General features: G+C 51.0%; 23 protein-coding genes. 14 read left to right on the plus strand and 9 right to left on the minus strand.

What is annotated here, in order from left to right:
- The first annotated feature begins 38 nt into the window (after nucleotides 1-38).
- From BW941_RS02080 to BW941_RS02115, 8 genes are all read left to right on the plus strand, one after another.
- The gene (locus tag BW941_RS02080) at nucleotides 39-914 is read left to right on the plus strand and encodes a DNA ligase (protein ID WP_245820020.1); all 876 of its coding nucleotides are present in this window, start codon (nucleotides 39-41) and stop codon (nucleotides 912-914) included.
- Between the two features lie 32 nt (nucleotides 915-946).
- On the plus strand, nucleotides 947-2,674 hold the full coding sequence (gene recJ, locus BW941_RS02085) for a single-stranded-DNA-specific exonuclease RecJ (protein ID WP_076513981.1): 1,728 nt from the start codon (nucleotides 947-949) through the stop codon (nucleotides 2,672-2,674).
- A 27-nt stretch (nucleotides 2,675-2,701) separates the two neighbouring features.
- Complete coding sequence (locus BW941_RS02090; protein WP_076513984.1) at nucleotides 2,702-3,124, plus strand: DUF4124 domain-containing protein; 423 nt, start codon at nucleotides 2,702-2,704, stop codon at nucleotides 3,122-3,124.
- 182 nt (nucleotides 3,125-3,306) lie between these two features.
- Entirely contained in the window at nucleotides 3,307-4,509 is a 1,203-nt protein-coding gene (locus BW941_RS02095) for a transporter substrate-binding protein (protein ID WP_076513987.1), read from the plus strand.
- On the plus strand, nucleotides 4,500-6,476 hold the full coding sequence (locus BW941_RS02100; RefSeq protein ID WP_076513990.1) for a sensor histidine kinase: 1,977 nt from the start codon (nucleotides 4,500-4,502) through the stop codon (nucleotides 6,474-6,476). Before BW941_RS02095 ends, BW941_RS02100 begins: the two co-directional genes overlap by 10 nt.
- Before the next feature lie 81 nt (nucleotides 6,477-6,557).
- Complete coding sequence (locus BW941_RS02105) at nucleotides 6,558-7,070, plus strand: TIGR03546 family protein (protein WP_084188509.1); 513 nt, start codon at nucleotides 6,558-6,560, stop codon at nucleotides 7,068-7,070.
- Nucleotides 7,067-8,917, plus strand: coding sequence for a TIGR03545 family protein (locus BW941_RS02110; RefSeq protein ID WP_076513993.1), 1,851 nt, complete (start codon nucleotides 7,067-7,069; stop codon nucleotides 8,915-8,917). Before BW941_RS02105 ends, BW941_RS02110 begins: the two co-directional genes overlap by 4 nt.
- Nucleotides 8,917-9,240, plus strand: coding sequence for a hypothetical protein (locus tag BW941_RS02115; protein ID WP_076513996.1), 324 nt, complete (start codon nucleotides 8,917-8,919; stop codon nucleotides 9,238-9,240). The genes BW941_RS02110 and BW941_RS02115 overlap by 1 nt, the downstream gene beginning before the upstream one ends.
- Nucleotides 9,241-9,253: 13 nt before the next feature.
- Here the strand turns inward: BW941_RS02115 and BW941_RS02120 are convergent, their stop codons facing one another.
- The 4 genes from BW941_RS02120 to BW941_RS02135 form a co-directional block, all read right to left on the minus strand.
- Entirely contained in the window at nucleotides 9,254-10,015 is a 762-nt protein-coding gene (locus BW941_RS02120) for an SDR family oxidoreductase (RefSeq protein WP_076513999.1), read from the minus strand.
- Between the two features lie 37 nt (nucleotides 10,016-10,052).
- Nucleotides 10,053-12,923 (minus strand): insulinase family protein, encoded by a 2,871-nt coding sequence (locus BW941_RS02125; protein ID WP_076514002.1) that lies wholly within the window; start codon nucleotides 12,921-12,923, stop codon nucleotides 10,053-10,055.
- 32 nt (nucleotides 12,924-12,955) lie between these two features.
- Nucleotides 12,956-13,216 carry a hypothetical protein gene (locus tag BW941_RS02130; RefSeq protein WP_068439249.1) on the minus strand — a complete coding sequence of 87 codons (261 nt, stop codon included), beginning with the start codon at nucleotides 13,214-13,216 and terminating at the stop codon, nucleotides 12,956-12,958.
- Nucleotides 13,217-13,290: 74 nt separating this feature from the next.
- Nucleotides 13,291-15,033, minus strand: a complete 1,743-nt coding sequence (locus tag BW941_RS02135) for a response regulator (RefSeq protein WP_076514005.1) — start codon at nucleotides 15,031-15,033, stop codon at nucleotides 13,291-13,293.
- Between the two features lie 145 nt (nucleotides 15,034-15,178).
- Between BW941_RS02135 and BW941_RS02140 the strand changes: the two genes are divergently transcribed.
- Together BW941_RS02140 and BW941_RS02145 are read left to right on the plus strand one after the other, a co-directional pair.
- Nucleotides 15,179-15,724: a helix-turn-helix domain-containing protein gene (locus BW941_RS02140; RefSeq protein WP_068442183.1), complete on the plus strand. Its 546-nt coding sequence runs from the start codon at nucleotides 15,179-15,181 to the stop codon at nucleotides 15,722-15,724.
- 54 nt (nucleotides 15,725-15,778) lie between these two features.
- On the plus strand, nucleotides 15,779-17,800 hold the full coding sequence (locus tag BW941_RS02145; RefSeq protein WP_076514008.1) for an ATP-binding protein: 2,022 nt from the start codon (nucleotides 15,779-15,781) through the stop codon (nucleotides 17,798-17,800).
- On the opposite strand, the gene BW941_RS02150 is transcribed toward BW941_RS02145, so the two are convergent.
- On the minus strand, nucleotides 17,772-18,164 hold the full coding sequence (locus tag BW941_RS02150; protein ID WP_076514011.1) for a hypothetical protein: 393 nt from the start codon (nucleotides 18,162-18,164) through the stop codon (nucleotides 17,772-17,774). The genes BW941_RS02145 and BW941_RS02150 overlap by 29 nt on opposite strands.
- An 89-nt stretch (nucleotides 18,165-18,253) precedes the next feature.
- Here BW941_RS02150 and BW941_RS02155 point away from each other — a divergent pair, with 89 nt between their 5' ends.
- Nucleotides 18,254-19,423 carry a 1-acyl-sn-glycerol-3-phosphate acyltransferase gene (locus BW941_RS02155; RefSeq protein WP_175607844.1) on the plus strand — a complete coding sequence of 390 codons (1,170 nt, stop codon included), beginning with the start codon at nucleotides 18,254-18,256 and terminating at the stop codon, nucleotides 19,421-19,423.
- 48 nt (nucleotides 19,424-19,471) lie between these two features.
- Here BW941_RS02155 and BW941_RS02160 read toward each other — a convergent pair whose 3' ends face one another.
- Together BW941_RS02160 and BW941_RS02165 are read right to left on the minus strand one after the other, a co-directional pair.
- Nucleotides 19,472-20,266 (minus strand): tetratricopeptide repeat protein, encoded by a 795-nt coding sequence (locus tag BW941_RS02160; RefSeq protein ID WP_076514017.1) that lies wholly within the window; start codon nucleotides 20,264-20,266, stop codon nucleotides 19,472-19,474.
- 108 nt (nucleotides 20,267-20,374) lie between these two features.
- Nucleotides 20,375-21,277, minus strand: coding sequence for a response regulator (locus BW941_RS02165; protein WP_076514020.1), 903 nt, complete (start codon nucleotides 21,275-21,277; stop codon nucleotides 20,375-20,377).
- A 150-nt stretch (nucleotides 21,278-21,427) separates the two neighbouring features.
- Between BW941_RS02165 and BW941_RS02170 the strand changes: the two genes are divergently transcribed.
- Entirely contained in the window at nucleotides 21,428-22,297 is an 870-nt protein-coding gene (locus tag BW941_RS02170; RefSeq protein WP_076514023.1) for a cation diffusion facilitator family transporter, read from the plus strand.
- Nucleotides 22,294-23,295: a hypothetical protein gene (locus BW941_RS02175; protein ID WP_076514025.1), complete on the plus strand. Its 1,002-nt coding sequence runs from the start codon at nucleotides 22,294-22,296 to the stop codon at nucleotides 23,293-23,295. The genes BW941_RS02170 and BW941_RS02175 overlap by 4 nt, the downstream gene beginning before the upstream one ends.
- Here the strand turns inward: BW941_RS02175 and BW941_RS02180 are convergent.
- Together BW941_RS02180 and cysK are read right to left on the minus strand one after the other, a co-directional pair.
- Nucleotides 23,282-23,878, minus strand: coding sequence for an alpha-ketoglutarate-dependent dioxygenase AlkB family protein (locus tag BW941_RS02180; protein WP_076514028.1), 597 nt, complete (start codon nucleotides 23,876-23,878; stop codon nucleotides 23,282-23,284). The two genes, BW941_RS02175 and BW941_RS02180, sit on opposite strands and share 14 nt — an antisense overlap.
- A gap of 1 nt (nucleotide 23,879) precedes the next feature.
- On the minus strand, nucleotides 23,880-24,830 hold the full coding sequence (cysK, locus tag BW941_RS02185) for a cysteine synthase A (protein WP_076514031.1): 951 nt from the start codon (nucleotides 24,828-24,830) through the stop codon (nucleotides 23,880-23,882).
- Between the two features lie 83 nt (nucleotides 24,831-24,913).
- Between cysK and BW941_RS02190 the strand changes: the two genes are divergently transcribed.
- Nucleotides 24,914-26,179 (plus strand): GGDEF domain-containing protein, encoded by a 1,266-nt coding sequence (locus tag BW941_RS02190; protein WP_139325712.1) that lies wholly within the window; start codon nucleotides 24,914-24,916, stop codon nucleotides 26,177-26,179.
- Nucleotides 26,180-26,196 lie beyond the last annotated feature (17 nt).

A 26,196-nucleotide genomic window follows, 5' to 3' on the forward strand; every position in this document is an offset into this window, starting at 1 on the left:
ATATGGCAAACATAATAACAACATGGAAGGACATAGTTATGTCTGGCTGGATGCCATATCTCATAGCAGTGCTTATTATTCTGGGCGGGATGTTACCGGTATGGGCGGCGACGCAGCGTAGCGAGATGCCTCCGCAGTTGATGCTGGCAAAACGTTTTCAGGGAGAGGAAACTCTGAGCTTGTTCGGCGTGAGCGAAAAATACGATGGTATCCGTGCGTTCTGGGACGGTATTTCTCTGGTGACCCGCAGCGGGCGAATTATAAATGCGCCTGATTGGTTTCTCGCGCAACTGCCTGACGAACCGCTGGACGGGGAATTATGGCTGGGGTACGGCCGTTTTTCGGAAGTCAGTGGCCTCATCCGTCGCAACGACAGTGACAGTAGTGAGCTTTGGCAGGACGTCCAGTATAGAGTATTCGATCTGCCAGAAGTCGCAGGTACATTCGATGAGCGCTATCAGGCGCTTCTTGAACTGATTGGTGATCCCTCAGACATCGCGGCCAATGACAATCTTCAGCCGGTTGAGCAATTGCGGATTTCTTCTGAGAAAGAGCTGGATGATCTTTTACAAGAGGTCCTTCAGCGAGGTGGAGAAGGGTTGATGCTTCACCGTTGGGATAGTTTTTATTTTGCCGGGCGTAGCAGTGACCTGTTAAAAGTGACTCCGCTTGAGGATGCCGAGGCGATAGTGACAGGATATGAGCCTGGCCAGGGACGCCTGAAGGGCATGATGGGTGCACTCAGAGTACGCCTTCAGAACGGGCGTGAAATGTTGCTGGGAAGCGGTTTTTCAGATGCGGAGCGGCAGGCGCCTCCGGCTTTGGGGGCGCGCGTACGTTTTACTTTTCGGGGGCTGACTGCTGATGGGCTACCTCGGTTTGCGAGCTTTGATCGGGTGCGTCCGCCCGAGTAAACTAACCGCTTTCTTTCATTTCGGAGATTTTGATGTCGCGCCAGGCGCCGCAAATTCGAGTCCGGCAAGCAGATACTGAACAGACTCTTCCTGACCTCCACCCCGTGTTATCCCGTGTCTACCAGAGTCGCGGGATCGCAAACCCTGATGATCTGAATCTGCAGCTGGCAGGCCTTATTCCTTACCATGAAATGTTGGGTATTGATGAGGCGGTCTCTGCCCTCAAACCCGTTGTCACCGAAGGAAAACGCCTGCTGGTAGTGGGGGATTTTGATGCGGACGGAGCGACCAGCACGGCAGTGGCTCTGAGAGCGCTCAGCATGATGGGTGCTCAGAATTTAGATTATCTTGTGCCTAACCGGTTTGATTTTGGTTATGGCTTGTCTCCCGAGCTGGTAGAGCTTGCAATCGAGCGCCGCCCGGATCTGATCATGACCGTAGACAACGGCATTGCATCGGTCAGTGGTGTCGCTGCGGCTAACGCGGCGGGTATCCCTGTGGTTGTGACAGATCACCACTTGCCCGGAGATGAGCTGCCTGAGGCATTAGCGATCGTGAATCCTAACCAGAAGGGGTGTGCTTTCCCTTCGAAGGCTGCATGTGGTTGTACCGTTGTCTTCTATCTGATGCTCGCTTTGCGAGCGCGTTTAGCTGAGGAAGGTTGGTTTGATCGTTCAGGAGCAGGCCAACCCCCGAACCTGGCGTCGTTGATTGACCTGGTTGCTCTTGCGACGGTGGCCGACGTAGTTCCTCTGGATAAAAATAACCGCATTCTGGTCGAGCAGGGGCTGCGACGTATACGCGCCGGAAAGTGCCAGCCAGGCATCCTTGCTCTGCTACAGACCGCAAAGCGGGACCATAGACAGCTGGTCTCTACTGATCTTGGTTTTGCTGTTGGCCCGAGAATTAATGCGGCGGGTCGTCTTGATGATATGTCATTAGGCATTGAATGCCTGCTGACGGACGATTTTAACCGGGCAATGGACATTGCGACTGAGCTGGACGCTTTTAATCGGGATCGTCGACAGATTGAGCAAGCAATGCAGGGAGAAGCACTCGCCTTACTCGAGCGGATGGATGCCAACCCGGCTGACGGTTACGGTGTTTGTCTGTATCACCCTGAGTGGCATCAGGGCGTAATCGGGATTCTGGCGTCGAGAATTAAGGAGCGCCTGCACCGCCCAGTGATTGCGTTTGCTCGTGGAGAAGCGGGTGAGATAAAGGGCTCAGCCCGCTCCATCACCGGTTTACATATCCGTGATGCACTCGATCGGGTGGACCGGATGGCTCCGGGGATCATCGTAAAGTTTGGTGGGCATGCCATGGCCGCTGGACTGACGCTGGCAGAAGGCACCTTTGAACGCTTCTCTACGCTGTTTGATGACGTGTGCAAAGCGATGCTCAGCGAGGACGCTTTGCAGCAAATACTGGAAACGGACGGCACGCTTGCATCTGCAGATTTCAATATGGCACTCGCGGAAGCACTGCGTCTGGGAGGGCCGTGGGGACAAGCATTTCCTGAGCCTCAGTTTTCCGGAACTTTCCGTCTTGTTCAGCAGCGTCTTGTTGGTGGTAATCATCTGAAGCTTGTGCTCCAGCCTGAGGGAACCGATCAGGCGATTGATGCTATCTGGTTTGGAATAGACCCTTCTGTGTGGCCGGATCACTCGCGCGAAAAGGTGACCTGTGTTTATCAGCTCGACATTAATGAATTTCGTGGCGAGCGGAATCTGCAATTACGGGTTGTTCACATGGAATGATTCATTAACGCCTTCAGGGAGGAAGGTATGAAGTTACCAATCATAGTGTTAGTTTTTCTTGCACTGCCGACCAGTGCTGAAATATATCAATGGCGCGACCAACATGGGCAATTGCACTTTTCAGACCGCGCTCCAGAGAACGCAGCTCACGTAAAAAAGGATTTAATACCAGTCAGTACCTACACGCCCATCATTCCTGATATCAAAGATGAATCTGCAGCCCGGAAGGCTCGCAATCAGTCGAGACTGGAGAGTAAGAAGAGCCAGCGCCTGGCGGATGAGAAAGCCAGACTTCTGCAGGCAGATCGACAAAAGAAATGTCGGAAAGCTCGTCAGGACTACCGCTCTGGTGAGGGGCGCTATAACGCTCGACCGGGGCTGAACGATCTTAAGAAAGCCCGACGTCGGATTGATGCCATAAATGACCGTATTAAGGCTTTCTGCTACTGAAACTTAACGGCCAGATGTCTTTCCTGTAACTGCATGTGTCTTGTGACAGTGAAAAGATGTTACGGGTTTCCGGCAAAGCTTTGTTTTGCCTGACTTTTCATACGTTTTACTACCGGGCTCTCTTATCTGCCTTTCTGATTGCTAATCTCAGAGTGACTGTGTGTCTTACTGAGGTTGTGGTGATGAAGTCTGTTCTGCTGATTCTCGCAGCGATTCTGATCAGTGGGGGTCTGTATTTTCTTATGACCCCCGGTAACCACATGCATATTCTACTGGTCGGAAATTCGACAGGGACGATGGCTACCCGTGATCAGGAAATGTTGTCACTGATTGAGTCGAGATTTAAAGCGTATGAATCGGAGCTCGGCATTACCTTCAGATTCTCAGTACTCGATGGGAATCTGTCCCCGGACCAGCTAGTCGCTGAGTTCAAGCGTATCTCAACTGAGGCACCTGCCGATCTGGTGATTGGTTGCGGTGATTCTTTCTGTCTCAGACAGGTGCTCCCTGTGGTTGAGAAAAATAATCTGACGTTTCTCTATCCGGGCGCATCTGAAGGGCTGTTTGACAGTGCTTCTCTCGTACACCTGGGCCCTGTGCCTAACCAGTTTCTTTTTCCATCGTTGAGCTGGGTAAAGCAGCATCTCGGGAAGAGTGTGATGTACCTGGGCGGAGAGGATATTCGCTCTCGCATGCTCGGGCGTATGCTTCGTCAGCATCTGTTACCCGTTTCTGGCATAGATATGGTGTCGGAAGAATATCTGGGGGCGTATGAGCAGGTCCCCTCCATTCTGGAAAAAATCAGAGACTATCAACCTGACGTGCTGTTGTTTGATGCCTGTGACTGGCTGAATCATCCCGGCTTTTCATCTGAACTCAGCCGGGTGGATATCCGGATTTTTTCACTCTGTACCGACTCTGACCAGCGGGTGGCCAGCAACTACTATTTCGTCAGCCACTATTTCGATCATCCGCACAATCAGGCAAATGTTGAGTTTAAGCAATTTGTCGCAGAGCAGGTAACCGAACCTGATGCTCTGAATGCGATGGCAATTGGCGCTGCAGATCTGGTTATTTCGCTGCTTCGTGACAGGGAAATGACTGCGGCAGAGATCAGCTATGCTCTGCGGGGTAGGAATCTTCTGAGTGCTGCCGGCTCAATGGCGGTTGATGTGAATGAGGAAGGCACCTGGCATACGCTATTCATTGGGCAAAACAATCAGGGAGAAACAAGACTGCTCTGGATGTCGGATACGAAGCTGCGTCCTGAAATGTTTCCGGGAAGTGAAGGTCCATCTGACTGGCTTCACAATGTCACTATTTATTGGAGGAACAATCGCGGCCGCTATCGCACTGGCAGTATAGGGGGAAAAGAATGGCTGTGAAGCTCCCCCGCATTTCAATCAGAAAGAGCTTTAATGCATTGCAGCGCTACGAATTCCGCAGTATGCGTGGTCGCCTTCTGACGTGGATGATGATCACTGCTTTGCTGCCCGCTTTCTTCCTGGTGCTTATCGGCCTGATGTACGCGGAACAGCAGTTGGAGAAGCGTGCACTCGCCGACTTGAGCTCCTCGTCAAAGAGGCTGCATCACGACATAAGCCTTATCGTAAACTCTCCGCTTGAGACCGTCAGGGTGTTTTCCCGCTCTCCTTATTTGCGTCAGGCCTTAAAAGATTTTGCCCTGGTTTTTGACAAAGATGAACTCTATTCGATGGACTATCAGGATATGCAGGATAAATACTGGGCGTATTTTTCTCTCTATGCAGAAAAAAATCGTCTTCGTGATCTGCTCATTCTGAATAAAAAAGGAGAAGTTATATTTTCGGCTGTTCAGAGTGAGGCTTACGGTGCAGACATTAAACATGTCGACTACATCGGTACTGGAATGCAGGCAGCCTATAAAAAAGCCCTTTGGCAAATGGATTCGGCGATTGCATTTTCATCAAGAGAGACAGACGAAACTACGTTCGCATTCCTTGCCGCTCCTGTGGTTGAAGAGACCTTACTGGGTGCAATTATTCTGATTCCTGAGCCTGCTGAGTTAGAACGTCTCCTTTCAATTCATAGTCACAGTGGTCAGGTTGTTAACCTGTATTCAGAAAGAACAGGGGTTGGTTATAGGCCCTTGTTTGGCGACGATATCATAGATCGTACATCGTCTTTGGGAAAACGCTTATCAGGCGCCATGCTGGGAACAGACTTTGACGGAGAAATAGATTTCTGGGAGGGCGACTGGTTAGTCAGTATACGTTCGGTCCCTGTTCTTCAGTCAGTTCTGGTACAGCGTCGCGATAAAGATATTGTGCTTCAGTCCGTCCGGGAACTCAGGTATGCAGGATGGGGAATAACGCTGGTTGTATTGCTTATGACATTTGTGCTGTCCCGGCGTCTGTCCCATAACCTAGCCGCCCCTGTTTTTACATTAACAGAGAGCATTGAGCGGATATCTGAGGGCGATAGGGAGGTCTCCGTCGATGTAAACAGGAAAGACGAATTAGGAAAGCTGGCTCAGCAGTTTAATCAGATGGCAGTCTCCCTGAGGGATACTCAGGCGCAATTAGTACAGACGGAGAAAATGGCCTCGATCGGACATCTGGCTGCGGGCGTGGCGCACGAGATAAATAACCCTATGAGTGTTGTCACCGCCAATATGACAACTATGAAAGAGTACGCTGCGACTTACGTAAAGCTGGCCGATCTCTTCTCCCGTTATCTTGAATCAGCGAATGAGGATGCCTCTGAACGACAGGGTATTCTTGATGAACTGCAGTCGTTTGAGAAAGAAGAGGATATTGGCTTTGTTCATCAGGATATGAAAGCGCTGTTGCAGGACTCACAGTTAGGCTTGTCGAGGGTTCAGCATATTGTCAGCAGCCTGAAACTTTTTTCTGAGCTGGATAAATCGGAAGAGGAAGACATTGACCTGAAAGAAACCCTGGAGCAGGTAGTCAGTGATGTGGCGCCATCACAAACGCGTCAGGTAGAGATTACTTACGATATTGAACTGGACAGCAAAGTCCGGGTCAAACCCGAGCAGATGCGGAGAGTGTTCTCCGCAGTAATAGATAATGCCATCAGGGCGTGTGCCGACAAGGGCAGCCTGCGAATTAAAGCCTGTCGTCAGGATTCAGTGCTGATTATTGATTTTCAGGACACTGGGTGTGGTATGACACCGGATCAGGTGAGTCAGGTGCTGGACCCTTTCTACACCACGCGGGAAGTTGGAGAAGGGATCGGCCTTGGGTTGTCAGTCGCGCACTCGATCGTCGAAGCTCATGCAGGGACACTCAGTGTTGTCAGCAAAGAGGGGCGTGGCACCCGGGTTCGGATAGCCTTGCCTGAGCGCTGAGATCTGCGTCTGGATTTATCGCTCCTGCGCTTTTATAGTGGCTTGGTGGATACCCTGACTGGCGACCAACGGAGTGCAGACATGCTGTCGTTACTTGCAAGATTACTTAAAGCCCTCAATTCTGAGGCAGCTCCAGGACAGGTAGCTTTCGGCTTTGCGCTGGCTATGATCCCGGGGTTTACCCCACTATTTTCCCTGATTAATCTCGTTGTATTACTCATCGCGTGCATTCTGAGAATTAACTTCAGTGCCTTTTTACTCGGCATTGTAGTGTTCTCCGCCATCGGCTATTTTCTTGACCCTCTCTCAGCTGATGTAGGGGAGTACCTGTTAACTCTGCCATCGCTTACTGACACCTGGACACAGTTTTACCAGAATGACTGGATGAGGATTTCCTCCTTTAATAACACGGTCGCGATGGGTGGGCTGGTTATTTCAGTTTTGCTACTGGTTCCAGTGACTCTGATCAGCCGTATTCTTATCCTGCAATACCGTAAGCGTGTTCTGAACTGGGTTAATCGTTTGAAAATTGTTCAGGCGCTTAAAGCCACTAAATTCTGGTCTATATACACCAAGTTTGCGGAGTACTCATGACTAAATGGATTCGCTGGTCAGGTCTGGCTGGTTTTCTTGCGGTAGTCGGGCTGATTGCCGCGTTGTTTATTTTCCTGCTGCCTTTTCTGATCAAGTCAGGTGTTGAATTTGCGGGCACCAAACTAGCGGGTGCCAAAGTCACTCTGGATGATGCCGATGTGACACTATCTCCGCTGGGTGTCCGCCTCGAAGGGCTGCAGGTGGCAGACGCCCGTGCTCCTATGATGAACCTCATGGAGTTTGATGAAGCTGTCGCTGACCTAGAACTGGCGCCTCTGATTATTGGTAAAGCGATCAGTAATGAACTGTCTGTATCGAATCTCAGGTTTCATACCGAGCGTGAAACGAGCGGTGCCCTGGAGGTTGTCATTGAGGAGACGGAAGAAGAAAAGTCTCCATCACTGAAAGAAAAAGCGTCTGAAGCTCTGCCTTCTGTCGATGAAGTGTTGGCAAAAGAAACGCTAAGCACGCCTGGTGCGGGCGAGGCTTTGAAAGCCGCCTGGAACGAAAATAGCCAACTGATCGATGACGCCTTCGATAAAGTGCCGGACGACAGCTCTATAGCTCAGTATGAAGAGCAGATTCAGGCGATAACGTCTGGGCGTCTGGAGTCTATCGAGGATTTTCGCGAACGCAAGCGACAGCTTGATGAGCTGAAGGAGCAGTTTAAACAGGACCGAGATGCGGTGAGGGATGCCAGAGAAGTCGTTCGCTCTGCGAAAACAGAAGTGTCGGCTAAACTCACCGAGCTTCGTCAGGCCCCGTCTGAAGACCTTGCCTATCTCAAGGATAAGTATCAGCTGAGTGGTTCTGGAGTTTCTAATATCACAGGATTGCTCTTTGGTGATGACGCCGCTAATTGGGCGCGTGAGGCTCTGTATTGGTATGAAAAAGTCAAACCTTACCTGGAGTCAGGTGACAGTGCAGAGGCTGATAGTGAGAAAGATGAAAAAGCACCACGCCTGGCTGGACGTTTCATACACTTTCCGAGTGACGATCCTTGGCCTGATTTCATGATCCGTACTGCGCGACTGACAGGTCCATTTGATGGTGGTCAGTTGGTCATTTCGGGTAAGGATATTACTCACCAGCAAACAGTGACGGGTCGACCGACTGTATTTACTGTGACGGGAGAAGGGTTGCAGAAAATTGGAGATCTGGATGGTCGCCTGGTGCTGAATCATACCGTGGGCAACGCAACAGATACGCTGACTCTTGCAATCAGCGACTGGAAAATGGCTCCTCTTAATCTTGGCGTTGCTGGTGCCAGGCTGGCTTCGTCCCGTGTGCAACTGGATGCAACTGCAGAAGTGGTTCGGGGAGAGCTGGATGCTGATCTCGACGCAAACGTGACCCAGGCGAACTTTACGGGTGAAGGACAGACACTGTTTGCCCGTGAACTGAACGCGGCGCTTCAGGGGATTAATAACTTTAACGTGGATGCGGGTGTTACCGGCACTCTTAAGAACCCTGATGTCGCTTTCGGCTCTGATCTGGATCGCCAGATCAATAGCGCGATCAGCAATCGCATCCGGGCCAAACAGGATGAGTTCGAGCGGAAGCTGAGAAATCGTCTTAATGAGAAGATGTCAGAATATGCAGGTGAATATGCTGAGGAATTACAGCAGTTAGCCGCGATGGAAGGATCGCTTGATGATAAACTCGGTGCCTTAAAAGACCTAGCTTCAGCTGAGCTTGAAGATTTTAAAGCACAGCAAGAGCGTGAAGCCCGCGAAAAACTCGATGCTGAAAAAGCAGCCGCCGAAGAAAAAGCGCGGAAAGAGGCGGAAGCAAGGAAGCAGGAACTGAAAGATCAAGCGAAAGACAAACTAAAGAACCTATTCTGATGCAGACGCGATTACTAACACCTGAAGAATTTAAAGCCACACATTTTTCCCCAGCCCGGGTGGAGGACAGCACTCCGACGCCTGATTTCTGGATCTATGTACAGGCGATACCCGCTGAGCATTTTGGCATATTTGATTGCCGCGAAGGCCAGGTGACTCACGTCTATCGGATGGGAGATGAGTTTGAGCATGTACTGATTAATAGTCAGTATCAGGGGGTTGCTATGGTGATCGTTGTCGATCTGAGCAGCAACTCTGTACATGGTCATTATTTATTGGACGTAAATCCTCCGGGGACGCAGATCCCGGAAGAAAATGCCTGATGACCCGGTAGTGTCAGCTCCGGCTAAGCAGACGAATAAGCCAACCAGTAACCGGACGAGGGCTGATCTGGCCTAAAAGGTATAACAGTGTGAACTGTAAGCTGACGGTGCGGTGGGTCAGTTTTCTCGACAGTTGTTTCAGTACCGCTTCGGCGACATCTTCGGCGGTCAGGTTGACCCCCAGAGCGTCGATAATGTGTGCTCCATGTTTCTGAGACGTCAGCATAGGCGTCTTTACGAATGGAGGCATTACGTCTCCGACATGAATACCATCCTTTCTCCACTCAAGGTTAAGAGCTTCGGTTAACCCTTGAACGGCAAACTTTGATGCCGAATACACAGCAAATTCAGGAATACCATAAGTGGCTGATGCGGAGCTCATATTGATCACCTGACCTTCAGGTGCAGCTTTGAGGTAGGGGTATGCCGCCTGACAGCCATTAATAACGCCTTTGATATTAATATCCAGAATCTGCTGGTGGCGTTCGCGACTGATGTCGGTAAAACGATTGACCTCCAGTATGCCGGCACAATTAAACAGAAGTCGCAGCTGTCCGTGGTGTTTAGCGGCAAAATCACTGACTGAATGCTCAAAGGCATCGGCATCTGTCACATCCAGTTTATAGATATACACGCGTTCAGGCGCTTGAGCACGAATAGCCTCAAGATCATCAGTAAAAAGATCCGCAAGTGCGACAGACCAACCACGGTTAATCAGTGCTTCTGCCGTCGCTCTGCCAATACCGGATGCTGCTCCGGTAATAAACGCGTTCATCTTATCCCCTCAGAGTTTTTAACTGACCAATTCCGGACTATTTTCTATCGTCGGTTGCAGCGGCTGGATTTTTCACTGCCGGTAATGGGTACTCAGGAACAGTAAACTGCTCCAGACTGGTACGGTCCAGTGTATTCAGCGGTGTCATATCATTCACTTCGCCACCTTTTTCGAACAACAACCAGCTCCATTCGTTATTCAGTACGGCACGACGATACAGATTCAGAATCTGTGTCTTAGTAATATTGCCGACTTGATCTGCGATGGCCTGACGGGTATCAAAGGTGTATCGTCCGGTTGAGAGATCAGCCCAGAAATTGGCTGCTTTTTCGCCCATATTTTTAGGGTTTTCGGTCAGCCGCGTGATCAATCCTTCCTGAAATAACGCGAACTCTTCATCCGACATGGTCTCCAGTTTACCTTCGTAATCGCGGAAAAATATCCGGCTATGATTCATCATCTCTTCTGGGGTAGCGGTTGGCGATTGAACGATAAACAACAGCCCGGGAACAGATTTCTGCGGATAAGCGGTCGCAAATACGATGTAGCCCAGTTGTTGCTCCGTGCGCATATATTGATAGTAGGGTGACGAAATCATCTGAGCTAAGAGACCTGCCTCGGCACGAGACAAGTCCGACGTATCTGTTCCTTGCAGGTAGAGTGTCATCACTTTATCAGGATGGTCCTGACTGACCGGCTGCTGAAATTGTTCCGCCGGTGCCTTCAGTAGTTTTGAGGCTGTGTCAGTGATGGTATTGGCTGGGTAGTATTTCTGAGTAATGGCACCAATAGCGTTTGCGGTCTCGGCACTCAAAGTACCATGAACATAAGTTGTCACAGAGATTGTATTGCCCAGTTGTGCAGCAAACTGCTCTAGAGCGTCTTCGGTCGCTGACGTCACTACAGGCAAAAGATCTGTATCGCTGAAGGACGGCTCAATGATCCAGCTTTTCAGGTCAGCCAGAGTTCGCTGGTAGGGGCGAGCTTTGAGGTTGTTTTCAAGTGCACGGACGAGGCTGGCCTGATAGCGATCAAATTCCTCGTTGCTGATGTCCATATTTTTCATTTCGGTAAATATCTGATCGAGAAGAACAGGTAACTTATCGAAATAGCCGCTTACTGCGATTTCCAGGCCATCGCTGGTGGCAGAAAGGCGATAGTTCAGCCCTGCAAGGCTAGCAGGATAACTATAGGTGTTTAAGGCTTCCGTGACTGTCCGGGCATAGAGGCGTGCGAGGACACGCTGCTCGGCGCTGTCTTTAATCGCCGGTACTTTAAGATCGATTAATACCTGCGCGCGAGGAGCATCAAACTCATGCTCTGGGTAATACCAAAGCTGGTAGCCGTTATCTGATGTAACCAGTTCGGGGGTATCGGACGCTTCGCCGGGGGCCGTTTCAAGGTTTTCTGGAACGAATGGGTTGGCCTTCGGTAAGTGGAGTGCCCCAGTCCATTCAGATGTTTCTGGCTTCTGATAGTCTGAAGGGCGTATTTTGATCTCGGTCCCGTACCAGGGGTCGGTCGTATCTGTATCGACACCTGGTGCTATCAGGACGCGCAACATGTTGTCAGCATTCAGACCAGACAAGTATTTCTTTAACAGCTCATCGGGAGCAGGTTCTGAACGGTAATCACCGTAGATGGTATCTTCTACGGGGAAGATCAGCATATTGCTGCTCAGGCGGGTGGTGTAGTTGGATATTGGCCCATGTTCCTGAAAGCGGAATGTCATTTCATTGAGCATTCTCTGCTCTTCTTTGATGTAGTCAGGGATACCGTTAGTACGGATCAGATCAATATATTCCATCAGGATGGAGGTGATTTCCTCCTGATGGAGCAGGCCGGACTTGGTTAAACCAATACCGACGACCATAGTGGATGCATGGTGGGTGCTCAGCGAGCGACCGGCACTGAGCGATTCAGCCCAACCCTTTTTCTTCAGTAGTGCGAGAATACTGCCGTCGCCTTCGTGACCAATCAGGTTCGAAAGTAACTGCACTGGTTTGTACTGATACTGTGAAAGAATTTCTGGCAGTGGAAAAGTAAAGCGAAGCTCGCGTATTTCCTTGACCGGTTTGATGTGCATATCAAGTGGCAGCTGTTCGGGAACAAACACCGGAACATCAGGCCGTTCGAAATGAACATCCCTTTCAGGAATATCAGAAAAAAGCTGGCGGGCTTTATTACCCAGTTGATCAAGCTCGTAGTCGCCGGCGATAACGAGCGTCATGCGATCTGAAGAGTAGTGCGTCTGATAAAAAGAAATCAGTTCGTCGCGAATTTTACTATCTTCCCGGTCGCTGAGCGTGTCCAGATTCCCGGTCGAGAAACTAGAGAAAGTGAACTCGGGATTCATTGCCATTTTTTGTGCTGAAAAAATACGGCGCCCATCCTCTTTAAGGTTCGCGCTGTACTCTGCATGTACAGCGTTTTTCTCCCGATCGACGTACGCTTCATCGAACGTAGGTGAAATGAAAAATGGGGCGAAACGTTCCAGCGCGCCGCTTAATTTTTCGTTGTCGACATCAAAGAAATAGGTCGTCTGCGCATAGGAAGTAAAGGCATTATGGCTACCACCATTCTGCTTTATAAACTGTTGGTATTCGTCTGGCTCGGGAAATGGCTCAGTGCCGAGAAACAGCATATGTTCGAGGAAGTGGGCGAGGCCCTCACGACCCTTGGGATCATCCATGCTGCCAACGTTTACACTCAGGGCTGCACTCGCCTTGTCTGCTTCGGGCGTCCTTACGAGCATCACTTTCAGACCATTTTCAAGCTCCATATAGCGGTAGCTATAGGCGTCCGCAGGGCTTACGATCAGGTCGGGGGATTGCGAAATGCGGAACATAGAGTATCCAAAAGCGGCCAATACAATAAGAATAAAAGTCCAGTAGCGAGGCGAGAACATGCCAACTCCTGCTGCAATGTATGTCGTTTTAATTAGTGGGCTGTGCCGTCTGCGCTGGCAATTGCCTGAGCATCGTCCAGGGAGTGATGCGCAGGGTCCAGCGCGGCAATGTGGGTAAGACGCGCACGGGCGTCTTCCAGTTCCGCTACCATCAGCGCAAATTGTGATTCAAACGCCTGGTCAATGGCGTTGTATAGAACTTTCACTTTGTCTTCTGCTTCGGCGTTGCCTCCTTCGCGGAGGGTTTTCAGGCAGGCGAGAGCGATGTTGTGGTACATCTGGTCTTTGTTCACGGGCGTCTCCTTTTTCCTCATGATACACGACCCGGCGCACCGCTATAAGCCTGCGTGAAACTCCTTAACTTTCTTTACCCCAGCGTGGCGTCAGGGCTGAACCAGTGCAGCTCACTGATACTGACTTCAGGACTCAATACACTTCCACTGAGCCAGTCGATTCGTGCTTTGTGGGAAGTGGCCAGCAGTTCGGAATGTTGAATATGCCCGGCATAAATTACCATGCCTTCATCATGCAATTTCTGCAGCAGGCGCCCACCCTGTACAGCATTCCGTGGCTCCTGCATCCGTGTCAGAAATTCCGGTGCCAGTGTGATCCCACCAATTGGCAGACTCAGGATTTGCCGGGCGTTAAGGAAGCTTCGGCCGAAGTGGCGTATCATCCGTGTAATATCGTGGTGGACCAATTCTCCATGCAGAAGAATATCTTCTTCCTGCTCACTGAGTAGCTGTTCTTCGCTGAGAATCATTGATACTTCAATGGGGTGCAGTGCACGTGCCTGTTCCAATGCAGGCAAGAACTCCCGGACGGACTCGGCTGATGCATTGTGGCTGTCGAGGATAACTCTTACCGGCCCACCGAAGTGAGACTGCCAGGTCGTCACAACGGTCGTTAACCAGGACTGCCAGTCAGCTTCTTTATAGTTACCCAGCTGCTGACTCTCAACGCCGAGGATCTCGCCATGAAGTCCAAATACCGGAAGCACTGTTTGCTCTTCTTCTGTGGAGCTTACCTGACGGGTATTCAGACCCAGTTTTTCACGTAGCCAGGATTCATAGTCAGAGTCGGATGGGGCTTCGTGGCGGGTCATGCTGGCTGCCGGAAGGCGTCCATCGGCTTCCATCGCGGCGGCGAAATCCTGAAGCTCTGACACCGACGACGCATCACGGGCAGCAATCAGAAACTCGTTAGGCTGAGGCATGTGATAGAGGTCCTGCCCCTGGCGACAGATACTTTTGAGGTCAGAGAATAAGCGAGCCGAAGCACTGAGATCACCAACCAGCTCAGCCTCAAACTGGATATGGAGGGCGGCAGCTGGCAGGGATTCCTGAGATGCTTCAGCAGAATGATCCGCGTGTGTACTCTCTACAGCCGGGCTGTTGAAGACGGATGAGTTCAGATCACAGACGCATAAGCGATATTGAGCCCCAAGTGGGCTGATGGCCATCGAAGACGGCAATTGCTGGTGTTCGTTGTCGAGGAGTGTGAAGTGACCAAGCCAGGTCGCTCCAGCCTCAATCTGTCGTGTCACTTCTGCTTCAAGTGTTACTCCTGCTGCCGAACAGGCCGGCGAGAATAGGTTGAGCCCCTGCAGATCTTCTTCCGTTATCGCCAGTGCCTTGCATAGCTGCGGGCTGGCAAGACGAATGATCCAGTTGCTGTCAGTCAGAAACGCCGCTGAATCCGTAGTCAGAGCTTGTTGAAACTGATGTACGTAACCAAGCAGACTTTGTTGACGAACGCCTTCTTCTATATCAATAGTGAGTAGAGTGTTGTCCCAAGGCTTAGCGACAAAGCGGTGGACGTCACCCGCATGCCAGGCTTCGCGCAACGCGGAGTAGTCGACCTGCCCTGACAGAAGCAGGCGATAGGTATATGGGGAAATCTTTCTGGCTTCGTGGCACAGAGAAATACCATCACGGCGTGGCATCTTGAAGTCTGTAACCATAACGTGGATGTGCTCGCGGCGAAGTACGTCGAGTGCTTCCTCCCCATCATTTGCTTCGAACAGGTTCCAGTCCTGAGACCTGAGCATGCGGCGAAGTGCCTGAATAATACTGGGCTCGTCATCTACTAAAAGTACATTGATCTGCATAGTTGCTGCTTCTCCTTTTGTAGAAGTGTAGTTCGACGCTTTTTGGCTCGGAACAAGAACTCTGTAAATTCCTGTTAATTTATCCTTGCAAACGCAGAAGGCTATCTATACTGGATTTAGTGTAGTTACCTATCGAGAGATTGCTGTGAGGGAAAAACAAGCGCTGACAACAGGTGAAGTCGCCAAATACTGCGGAGTTAACTTCCGTACAGTGATCCGTTGGATCGAACGCGGCCACCTGGATGCATACAAACTGCCCGGCCGTGGCGATAACCGAATACCGGTAGAGAGCTTTGTTGATTTCCTCAACAATAACAATATGCCGGTTCCGGAAGAGCTCGACAGTGGCGGACATAAACTCGTACTGCTGGCGGACGTTGATGAGGTCTCGACAGAGATCGCCTCCTGCGTCCGGCGGGCTGGCTGGGATCTTCTGGTGACGCAGGACCCTGTCCACTTTGGCTTTCTGATCAGTCAGAACCAGCCGGCGGCCATTGCGATTACCCGACCGGAATTCGAAGAGTCGGTGAGGCGCGTGGTGCGTGACGGTGACCACAAAGAGATGTTGTGTATCTCTATATGTGGCTCGGGCGATGGCGCTCAAGGGCTCAAGGACGGATGGCTTCATCTGCGCTGGCCGCAGGATCAGCAGCAGTTCATTCTGCAGTTGACCAGTAATCAGGCAGCATGATGTAGCCGGGCATTCAGCCCCGTCCTGACCGTGATTTCCGGGAGCGTAACGTCAATGTACTGGACGTATGTGATCATTATTGCGCTTCTTGCTGCTGTTATGGTTCTCCTGACCCGGCTTTCTCAGCAGCGTATTTCACTTGTCGATCTACAGCGCGAGAAAGACCGCGCTGACATCCTCTGGAGGCATTTTCCTGGCGTTGTCGCTGAAATTCGCCCTGATGGCACTATCATGAGTGCCGGAACCGGTATCCACACCCCCGGGGCAGACCGCCTGATTAAAGGGGAGCAGGTTCAAAGCTTTCTCTCGGGTGAGGCTCTCAGTACATTCAGCCAACGCCTAAGAGAGTCTGTGGTTTCCCGCCAGCCCGTGTCCTATTACCTCTGTGTTGATGCTGATGACACGATCGTACACCTGCGCAATGAACTTGTACCTGTTATACGTGATGGTCGGGTTAAGTCTTTATTAATCATCAGCAGTGATATAACTGAGCTGAAGGAAGTCGAAGAAAAGCTGAAGACGGAGAAAGCGATTGCTGAGTCCGGATACCAGGCCAAGCGTCGCTTTCTGGCCAGTATGAGCCATGAGATCCGGACGCCACTGAACGGCATGCTTGGTGCTCTCAGCCTGTTGGGCGGAACCCCCCTTAGCCCTCATCAGAAAGGCTACCTTCATAACCTGCAACAAGGTGCAGATCATCTTCTCGCCATCGTTAATGACGCGCTTGATGTCTCCAGGATTGAGAGTGGTCACCTGCAGTTGGTGAGGGAAGAGTTTGATCTGCCAGCCCTGGCGCAGAGGGTTTTGGGAATTGTTCAGGGAAAGGCCTCTGAAAAGAGGATCGCGCTGCAGCTATTCTGCGACGATGACGTTCCGGGGCGGGTTATTGGTGATCCTCTCAGGGTCAGTCAGATTCTTATTAACCTGCTTAACAATGCCTTGAAGTTCACCGACAAAGGTCATGTCATATTGCGGCTCGTGAATTCTGATAAAGATGGAGACACGATACGATTTTCGGTAGAGGACACAGGCACTGGAATTGAGCCATCACGGGCTCCGTATCTTTTTGATGAATACAGTGCGGCCCACGATGAACGCTCGAGGGCGCTTGGCGGTACGGGCTTAGGCCTGAACATCTGCAAACGCCTTGTTGAAGCAATGGGCGGAAATATTGGCGTGGCCAGTACGCCCGGTATCGGTTCCTGCTTCTGGATGAACATCCCGTTAGCTGCGACCCAGGAGGGAGTTACGACTTCTGCGGACCTGAAATTCCGCGACAGGACACTGTGGGTGGCTGACTCCTACGCGGTAAATCGCTCCTTCGTTATGGGGGTTGCCGGACGCATGGGCATGAATGTGCGTGGCTTCGATCGCCTCAGGGACTGTATTTCAGCCTTGCTGGTGGATAAGCCTGACGTACTTGTTCTGTCACGCCGTTTTTTTGCGGCACCTGATATGCAGCTTCAGTATGACTCTCTGGGAGACGTCAAGTTGTGCGTCAGCTGCGATGAAAGTTTTTCTGAGAATTGGCAGCCTCCGGCTGAGCTTGTTCATGGTGCCTGGGCCTGGCCAATGGATCATCGCCATCTGAGTTCGCTCTTAGGTCGGGTCCTTGAATCAGAGCCTGCGGGTGATCAGGTGATCCGGCCGTCGGGCACGGAATCAAAGCAGGTAGTTCGCTCCTCCCTCTACTTGTTACAGGTTCTTCTTGTTGAAGATAACCCGGTGAATCAGAAGGTTCTGGAGCAGCTACTGAAGCGGCAGCAGTGTCAGGTGATTGTACGCAGTAGTGGTATCGAAGCTATTGAATACCTGACCAACAACTCTGGTACTGAGCTGGTCATTATGGATCGGCATATGCCCGGTATAGACGGCATAGAAACCATGCGACGCATCCACGCATTGCCGGGGTACGAAACTCTGCCGGTAGTTGCCTTATCTGGAGATGCTCTGGAGGAGCAAAAGCTCGAGTTTCTTCAGGCGGGAGCGATTGACTACCTGCTTAAGCCAGTGAGCCCAAAGCGCCTGAAGCAACTGGTTGACAGCTTCAGGTCAGAGCATCGCCGTGCGGTATAAAGCGGTTGTCCGTTTCTGCTTTCATTTTGCGTACGATGTCTTTTTCCGGTTTCCGCCCTTGCGATTTCAGGTATCGGAAGATACGGATGGCTGGATTATTTGATCCAGATTCAAAACCACTCAGCGTCTGTTCTGCACGAATATAGAAAAAAGCAATATTAATAAGCTCAGCGTCCGCAAGATCTGAGAGAGATTGTTCCCACTCACTCTGGCTGCTACGAATCCAGTTCGCCGCCCGATTTCTGAGCTGTTCCGCTGCGCTGGCGGGATTGTCTGCAGCGGCTGCAAGCTGTCGCAACTCGTTGCTCGTCGGAACGGCCTCAGTCTCTGTTGTGGTCGCTGACGGGTTCCACTCACCGATCATACATTCTACTCCGCAGTTTTCTGCCGTGGCTCTGTCGTATATGGTAGTGATATTACCACAGAGCGAAACAGGTCGGGATGCAGGGCATCATGAGTGACATTGAAGAGGATCGTTATCATGACATACGGCCATACAGGGACGAGGAAGTCAGGCAGGTTCTGGAAAGGCTAGGGCAGTCGTTCGAATTACATCGGGCGCTGGTGTCCTATCGCTTTGCCCGGTATCCGCCATGGTCGCAGCGGCTGCTGGCCCGGATAGTCGGCTGGCAGCTTCGTCGCCATTTTGCTCCGATGACGACCGTAGATGCTTTCCAGGGATGGCTGAAAGACTGGATTACTGACCTGATAGACTCGACCACGGCAAATGTGGAAGTTTGTGGCCTGGACCACCTGAATCAGGATCAGTCATATCTTTGGCTGTCTAATCACCGTGATATTGCTATGGACCCCACGCTGATAGGTTACGCCCTTGTCTCGTCGGGTTGGCCAACCGCACGAATTGCGATTGGTGATAATCTGCTGGCCAATCCGGTGCTGGCGGATCTGATGAGGCTGAACAAAAGTTTTATTGTTAAACGTTCAGTTGCAGATCGCCGGACACGGCTACAGGAATTCCAGAAACTGTCAGGTTATATCCGCCACTCTCTCGAAGATGGCCATTCTGTGTGGCTTGCACAGAGAGAAGGAAGGGCGAAAGATAATCTTGATCACACGGATACTGCAGTTCTGAAAATGCTCTCTCTCAGCGGACGGGATGACCGGCTTAACTTTGCTGAAACGATGCAGCGGCTGCGGCCGGTACCTGTATTGGTTCAGTACGAGTGGGACCCATGTGACGTATTGAAAGCCCGCGAACTGGTGGCGCTCGAGGAGAATGGTGTCTACAAAAAGTCTGAAGGAGAGGACACTCACAGTATTCTCCTGGGTATGAAAGGACAAAAGGGCAATATCCGTATTTGCTTTGGGCGGCCACTGGCGATGGCTGACATGCAGGATGCGAGCATGATGGCGGCAGCAACCGACCAGGAAATTGATCAGATGAAAAAATTGTTTCCGGTTAATTATGCGGCTTTACGCTTGTTGCAGAGTGAGCATCAGCTCTACCAGAACCTGCACTGGCAGTGCCCTGTTGATATGGAACTACCCTTGAATGAGTTGAGTATGCGTTGTTCCGGAGAGCCCGCCGCAGTGAGGATAAGAATGTTAAAAACTTACGCTGCGGCGTTGATCAGCCGCTTGTCTAGAACGAGTGATGAATAACTATCCGGCGTCTTGTTCGCCGGATAATTACCATATCGGCCTTCTGTATTACTGAGCGTTCAGAAGCTCTGTAATACGAAGATCAACGTTAGGGCGAATACTGACATCAGGGAACTCTTCAGTAATCATACGGAAGTATTCCAATGCCTTGAGGCGGCTGCTTTGAGAGTTGTATGGGCTCATATAAATCAGCCCCATCTGGTAAAGAGCCTTAGATCGGATCTCCTTTCCTGACGCTTCATTTTCATAAACAATGGTGTATACGGTAACGGCTTCTTCGATGCGGTTTTCAGTAATCGCACGTTCACTCATTGGATTCAGTTCATCGTCATACGGAATGTTCGGTCTTGACAGTAATTCCTCACGATTCAGATTATTCAAAAGCTCTTTTGCTGGCACAAAAACTGGGTTGTCAGCGCGTTGGTTGAGCTCTGCGAGGTGAGACTGGATGCGGCTGGAAATACGTGAAGACGGGAATTCCTGGCGGTGTTTTGCGAAAAACTCACGCGCCTTGGCGTCATCACGCTGATCATTAAAGCGGTTCATGTAAATCAGACCAATCTGGTACAGAGCTAACGATTTCATGTTGTCGCTGTAATCCGGATTGTTGTAACCCAACATATAGGTATCAACCGCTTTCTCAGTTTGGCCCCGCGCTATTGCCTGAATAGAAAAGGTAAGCAGGTCAGGCTCGTCTCTCAATGCAGCGGCAGCTCGGAGGCGGATGTTTTCTTCATATTTAGCGACTTCGTACGCTCCTGCACCAGCAACGGCAAGTGGTGCCGGGGCGGCACATGAAGCAAGTAGAAATGGTGTGACGATAAGTAGCAGACGGATCAGCATATTTATATCCCTGTTGTTGTCATAGTGCTCACTGGATCAGAGCAAGCTTGTAGTCAGTCTAAATTGATGACAACGCGAAGGAAAGTCAGTTCATCGGGAAAGCGCAGATCAGCGTATCACCGATGCGGCCAGGACCGCGGCAAGAACACCGATCGAAGCCCCGGCAATAGCGGCTCGCAAAGCAGTGGATCTGACCATTCTGACGGTGGCTCTACGGTGATCCTCGAGTGCGGAATCAAAAGCCATTTTCTGAACCTGAAGCTTGCTGGTCAGTTCATCAGTGGCACGTTTTACCATACGGTCTGCGACGGCAGCGGCCAGTTTCTGATTCGCTGTTTTAGTGCGGTTAAACAGGCGCTCGGATTCAAATTCTGCGTCGAGTTCTTTCTGTACTTCACCCACCTGTTGCTGTAATTGGCGTCGCATAACTTCAAGCTGGTGCCGTTGATGCTGCTGGAGCTGTGAGGCTGTGGTATCAATGCCTGCGGTAATTTCTCCTTTGGCCTCCGTCAAGGCACTTCTGAGGTGCTTCTGTACCAGACGGTCAATCTCTACTAAAGGAATAGAAGCGGTAGGCAAAGTAGTCACGTCCTTATTCGCGTCATTTGCAGCGGGCTTGTCGAGGGAGCGTATAACCGCCATGACGGCCTCTTGATCGGCAGGTTTGCAAAGAACACCGTTGGCGCCTTTCTGCAGTGCAATCCGGAAATAGTCTTCGCCGTCTTTCGATGTATACATGATGGTAGGGATGGCAGAGGTCTTGGGATTTGCCCGAATCATCTGGGTGGCCTCAAGCCCATCCATTCCCGGCATCATATGATCCATGAATATGATGTCTGGCTGACGATGCTCAAGGAAAGCCAATGCAGCTTCGGCGCTCTCGACGGTATCGACGTTTACCTGAATGCGAGCGAGGAGTCTTTGCAGCACCAGGCGCGCAGATTTCGAGTCATCAACAATGAGGGCACTTTTTATCAGCATGGCTATATTATTGTTATGCAAAAATGCCATCTTTAGTCGATTCCATATCGAAATCAAGGATTTATTACGCCTAACTTGAACCAGGTCACAGGGTGTGAGTGTGAGAATTGCACGGAGAGCATCAGAAATTGAGTGTATCTGGCATAATAGATAAGTGAGATATCTGGCAGGGGGCCAATAATGACAGTACAAGACCATGGGCATTTAATTAAGCGGGCTGCTGTAGCGTCTCTGGTGACTGCGACAGTTCTGCTGCTTTCAAAAGCCGCGGCGTGGTCTGCCAGTGACTCGGCGAGTGTGCTGTCTTCTCTGCTCGATAGCCTGATGGACATTGCGGCCTCCCTCATCAACTTTTTCGCAATACGTTATGCACTAATGCCCCCGGATGACGAACATCCTTTTGGTCATAGCAAAGCAGAAGGGCTGGCTGCATTAATGCAGTCAGCGTTTATCCTCGGTTCGGCGACTATGTTGCTGCTTCATGTGATCGATCGTCTGTTGAAACCACAGGAACTAACGGCCCTGCCTGAAAGTATTGGCGTGATGGCTTTTTCTACGTTAGCCACCCTATGCCTCGTGATGTACCAACGTTATGTCTGGCGTAAAACCGGATCACTCGCGGTTAAAGCAGATTCGGCACATTATCTCAGTGATATTCTGACGAATATCGCCGTTATCGTAGCTCTTGTCGGTGCTATGTGGGGCGTATTGTGGCTTGACGCCGTCATTGCGTTACTCGTTGCCGTAATACTGGTGTTCGGGGTTATTACTATCGTTAAAGAGGCTCTTGCTGTATTGATGGATCAGGCACTGGATGCAGATGATGAGGCGGAGCTGATAAATATCATTAATACGGCTGACGGGGTCCTGGGTTACCATGACCTGAAGACGCGCCAGTCGGGTGTGGTTCAGTTTGTGCAATTCCATCTTGAGCTTTCCGCAGAGCAGTCGTTAAAGCAGGCACATGCAACCGGGGAAGCGCTTGAGCAGAGAATTCTGGAGCGTTTTCCGCGAGCTGAAATTCTGATACACCACGATCCTATCCGATGATTCGCAGTGCATTTTTAACAGCCTCTCTGTTCGTATTCTTTTTATCAGACTGTCTGGCCAGCGGCTTCGACGAGCCAACGCTTATTCCTTACGGAACCGTATGGCCCGAGAAACCAGAAACTGAAGAAGATGTTCAGACAGAAGTGACTGATGACATGGCAGAACGGTCACGTCGTTGGTTGATTGATCATCTGGATAATCTGTCGGGCGGGATTGATAGTTTCTTCGTCGATCGTTTTTTTAATGATGATGTGACTGATGTTCAGGGGCATGGCAGCCACGCAAAATTTTCTTTTTTTACGCGCCGTGAATTGGGTGACCCGGTGGACTACAAGTTTGGAGTCAGCCTCAATATCGAACTTCCTCATACTAATGACAGATTAAATCTTCTGCTGGAATCGGAAGACGAGGACGTTCGCGAGTCGCAGGTATTAGAAAGCCCTGATAACGTTACCTACAGTTCCGCACTGCGATTTATTATCCAACAAACAGAGCGTTGGAGCTCATCGGTTGATGCCGGTATACGCTGGGGAATTCCGCCAGATCCGTTTGTGCGTTTTCGGGCTAAGCGCCCCGTGTATTTTGACTACTGGAACTTCACCTTCCGTCAGGAGCTTAATTACTATACCTCGGATGGTTATGGCTCTGTGACGGATCTGACCTTTGACCGTCCGATTGATACGCAGCGCTTATTCCGCTATGAAATGGAGAGCGAATATCTCCTCAATAATGACTATTTTACTTTGATGTACGGCGCTGGCCTGTACCATGAAATCAACCCGATTTATGCGTACGCCATTCTGGCGAAAGCCACGGGGGACACGGAATACGGTGCCACTTTTGACGCCTATGAATTCGGCGTACGTCTGCGTCGACGTATTTATCACGACTGGATGTTTGCTGAATTACATCCTCAGTACATCTGGACTCGTGAAAACGACTGGGAGCCGACGCCGGTACTGATGCTTCGCTTGCAGGCTGAATTCAGGCGGCAATAATTTTGCGGAAGGTCAGGTTAATGCGTGGCTCTGACACGCGAGCACGCCTTGGGAGTGCGTGTTGCCAATCGGACTGCATGCCAGCCTTCATGATGAGCAGGCTACCGTGTTGAAGGGGCAGGGAGTGTGCCTGACGCGTTGCACCACTGGGCCGTAGCGTGAAATCTCTTTCCGCTCCCAGGCTTAAAGAGGCGATCACTGGTGTTTCGCCTAATTCAGGCTCATCGTCACTGTGCCACCCCATGCTGTCCTGTCCGTTGCGATAGAGGTTAAGCAACACCGAATTAAATTCAACGCCTGCTATTTGGGACAGTTCTTTTGCTAACGAGGCAAGATAGTCTGGCCAGGTAACAGACGTGAAATCTGTTCCTGAATATCGGTAAGTATGAGGGCGATCTCCCATCCAGGCTTGCAGCCGTGGAATCGGGTGTCTTTTTCCGTAGATGGTGATGCTTGGCTGCTGCCAGGCAATGTCAGACAGCAGGCGACTCAGTAATTTATCGCTGTTCCCGCGGGATAACCAATGGGGAAAATATTCCATGCTGCCATCCGGCAGCATGGTTTGCCCGAACAGGTCACTCATCTCAGTTATCGAAGAAACCTTCAAACAGAGGAGAGGTCAGGTAGCGTTCGCCAGAGTCTGGGAGAACGACAACGATGGTCTTGTCTGCATAGGCAGGATCTTCGGCCAGGCGCAGAGCGCCAATCATAGCTGCTCCGCACGAGATACCCGCGAGAATACCTTCTTCGGACATCAGCCGGTGTGCCATTGCCATAGAGTCGTCGTTGGAGACAGGCTCAACTCTGTCCAGCAATGAAATATCGAGGTTGCCCGGAATAAAGTTAGCGCCGATGCCCTGAATTTTGTGCGGCCCCGGAGTCAGCTCTTTACCTGCGATTTTCTGAGTAATGATGGCAGAATCCGCAGGTTCAACGGCGACCGCTTCAACAGAGCTCTTCTGACCTTTAAGGTAGCGGGCACAACCACTGATCGTGCCGCCAGTGCCGACACCTGCAACAATAACATCGACGGTTCCGTCAGTATCGTTCCAGATTTCCGGGCCCGTTGTCTTTTCGTGGATAGCCGGGTTGGCCGGGTTTTCGAACTGCTGCAGCATAATTCGGTTTTCAGGCGACTCGGCCAGGAGCGCCTCCGCCTTCTGAACTGCTCCTTTCATGCCTTTAGGACCTTCAGTCAGTACCAGGTTAGCACCCAGAGCCTGCATCACCTTACGGCGCTCTACGCTCATGGTTTCCGGCATGCAAAGGGTGACTTTGTAGCCGCGTGCTGTCGCGACAAAAGCAAGGGCAATACCGGTATTGCCGCTGGTAGGCTCGACAATCTCCATGCCGGGCTTCAGCAGGCCATCCTGCTCGGCCTGCCAGACCATGTTGGCGCCGATGCGGCACTTGACCGAATGCGCCGGGTTCCGGTTCTCAAGTTTGGCGTATAAACGCGGGTGTTGCGTCAGTTTACGGATGCGGACGAGTGGGGTGTTGCCGATTGACTGGGTAATGTCGTCGTAGACCTTCATAGTTTCCTCAGTGACAATATTTCTGGTTGGGCTAAACTTAGGCCGATATGTGATGTACTAACGACAGCAAACCGGGAGTGAAGTTGCCCAGTTCCAACGTTCAGCGAGACAGCGATACCTTAAGGCCCCTTGAAAGCCAGATCAATATGCTAACCAGCCTGATCGAGCGTAAAAAAGCAGGTGGGCGTTTTCCAGCAGCCTTAGAGGCCAGTTATCAATCGTTTCGTCTCCGTCAGTTTTTCAGCGTGGATCTGCGTGTCATCATGTCTGGCTTGCTGGTCTTCGTGGTCTTTGGCTGGGCAGATTTCTCATTTGGTGGCGCCCAGTCAGTCATGTTGTTCAGTATCCGGGTACTTATCGCTGTGCTTCTGATGCTGGCGATCATCTGGATTCCCCGCAGTCGCTTTGCACCATATTCTCTCTACGCCCTGGTGGTCGGAGTGTATATATGCTTCCTGTCGGTGCTCTGGAATATTTATATCGTAGATCTGCCTTGGGGCTATTTCTACCATCTGGGTATGATTCCCATGCAGGTCTTTGCTTTACTCGGCCTGCGCAGCAATTATCGCGCGATGTTTTCCTGCTCATTGGCCATGTTGCTGAGTTATACCGCGTTTATCGTTTTGCTGCCGGGTCCCGCTGAATTGACCGAAGTGAACCGTCTGGCCATGGCCATGGCGCCTTATTACATCCTTTTCTGGGCGATACTGGTCATTATGGCATCCTATCTGTCATATACGATTGAGTCTGGTACCCGCACTGACTTCATCAAAAACCGCTTATTGGCACTCGAGGCTGATAGGCTGCAGTATCTTGGCAGGCGCCTGCAGCAGTTGTCGACGACTGACTCACTGACGGGGATTGCCAATCGCCGTCACGCGGAAACTCAGCTATCAGAAGAATGGAGACGTTGCCTGCGTAGTAATGAGCCTTTGGCGGCTCTGATGGTCGATGTTGATTTATTCAAAGCCTATAACGACCAGTATGGCCATCAGCAGGGGGATTCTTGCCTGCGTAGTATTGCGCAGAAAATGGCTGAGTTCTGTCGGCGTCCGGGGGATGTCTGCGCACGTTATGGCGGAGAAGAGTTTGTTATCGTTTTGCCTGAGACAACGCTGAATCAAGCCGAAGAACTAGCGCAGGAGCTGTGTGAGTCGATCGCGGGCCTGAACATTCCTCATGCAGGTTCCCCTCATAGTGTTGCAACTGTGAGTGTGGGAGTGGCTGCTGAGATTCCCAGAGCAGGTGATAATTATGAGGGGCTGCTGAAGCGTGCAGACATGGCGCTTTATCAGGCCAAAGGCAATGGCCGAAATCAGGTCAAACGCCAGTCAGTTACATCAAGCTGACCGGCGTTTGTGATTGA

The organism is Thalassolituus maritimus (assembly GCF_900156675.1).
Taxonomy (GTDB): domain Bacteria; phylum Pseudomonadota; class Gammaproteobacteria; order Pseudomonadales; family Oceanobacteraceae; genus Thalassolituus; species Thalassolituus maritimus.

Coding starts and splice junctions, on each gene's coding strand:
- BW941_RS02080 (WP_245820020.1), top strand. CDS start 39: ATGTCTGGCTGGATGCCATATCTCATAGCAGTGCTTATTATTCTGGGC.
- recJ (WP_076513981.1), top strand. CDS start 947: ATGTCGCGCCAGGCGCCGCAAATTCGAGTCCGGCAAGCAGATACTGAA.
- BW941_RS02090 (WP_076513984.1), top strand. CDS start 2,702: ATGAAGTTACCAATCATAGTGTTAGTTTTTCTTGCACTGCCGACCAGT.
- BW941_RS02095 (WP_076513987.1), top strand. CDS start 3,307: ATGAAGTCTGTTCTGCTGATTCTCGCAGCGATTCTGATCAGTGGGGGT.
- BW941_RS02100 (WP_076513990.1), top strand. CDS start 4,500: ATGGCTGTGAAGCTCCCCCGCATTTCAATCAGAAAGAGCTTTAATGCA.
- BW941_RS02105 (WP_084188509.1), top strand. CDS start 6,558: ATGCTGTCGTTACTTGCAAGATTACTTAAAGCCCTCAATTCTGAGGCA.
- BW941_RS02110 (WP_076513993.1), top strand. CDS start 7,067: ATGACTAAATGGATTCGCTGGTCAGGTCTGGCTGGTTTTCTTGCGGTA.
- BW941_RS02115 (WP_076513996.1), top strand. CDS start 8,917: ATGCAGACGCGATTACTAACACCTGAAGAATTTAAAGCCACACATTTT.
- BW941_RS02120 (WP_076513999.1), bottom strand. CDS start 10,015: ATGAACGCGTTTATTACCGGAGCAGCATCCGGTATTGGCAGAGCGACG.
- BW941_RS02125 (WP_076514002.1), bottom strand. CDS start 12,923: ATGTTCTCGCCTCGCTACTGGACTTTTATTCTTATTGTATTGGCCGCT.
- BW941_RS02135 (WP_076514005.1), bottom strand. CDS start 15,033: ATGCAGATCAATGTACTTTTAGTAGATGACGAGCCCAGTATTATTCAG.
- BW941_RS02145 (WP_076514008.1), top strand. CDS start 15,779: ATGTACTGGACGTATGTGATCATTATTGCGCTTCTTGCTGCTGTTATG.
- BW941_RS02150 (WP_076514011.1), bottom strand. CDS start 18,164: ATGATCGGTGAGTGGAACCCGTCAGCGACCACAACAGAGACTGAGGCC.
- BW941_RS02155 (WP_175607844.1), top strand. CDS start 18,254: ATGAGTGACATTGAAGAGGATCGTTATCATGACATACGGCCATACAGG.
- BW941_RS02160 (WP_076514017.1), bottom strand. CDS start 20,266: ATGCTGATCCGTCTGCTACTTATCGTCACACCATTTCTACTTGCTTCA.
- BW941_RS02165 (WP_076514020.1), bottom strand. CDS start 21,277: ATGGCATTTTTGCATAACAATAATATAGCCATGCTGATAAAAAGTGCC.
- BW941_RS02170 (WP_076514023.1), top strand. CDS start 21,428: ATGACAGTACAAGACCATGGGCATTTAATTAAGCGGGCTGCTGTAGCG.
- BW941_RS02175 (WP_076514025.1), top strand. CDS start 22,294: ATGATTCGCAGTGCATTTTTAACAGCCTCTCTGTTCGTATTCTTTTTA.
- BW941_RS02180 (WP_076514028.1), bottom strand. CDS start 23,878: ATGAGTGACCTGTTCGGGCAAACCATGCTGCCGGATGGCAGCATGGAA.
- cysK (WP_076514031.1), bottom strand. CDS start 24,830: ATGAAGGTCTACGACGACATTACCCAGTCAATCGGCAACACCCCACTC.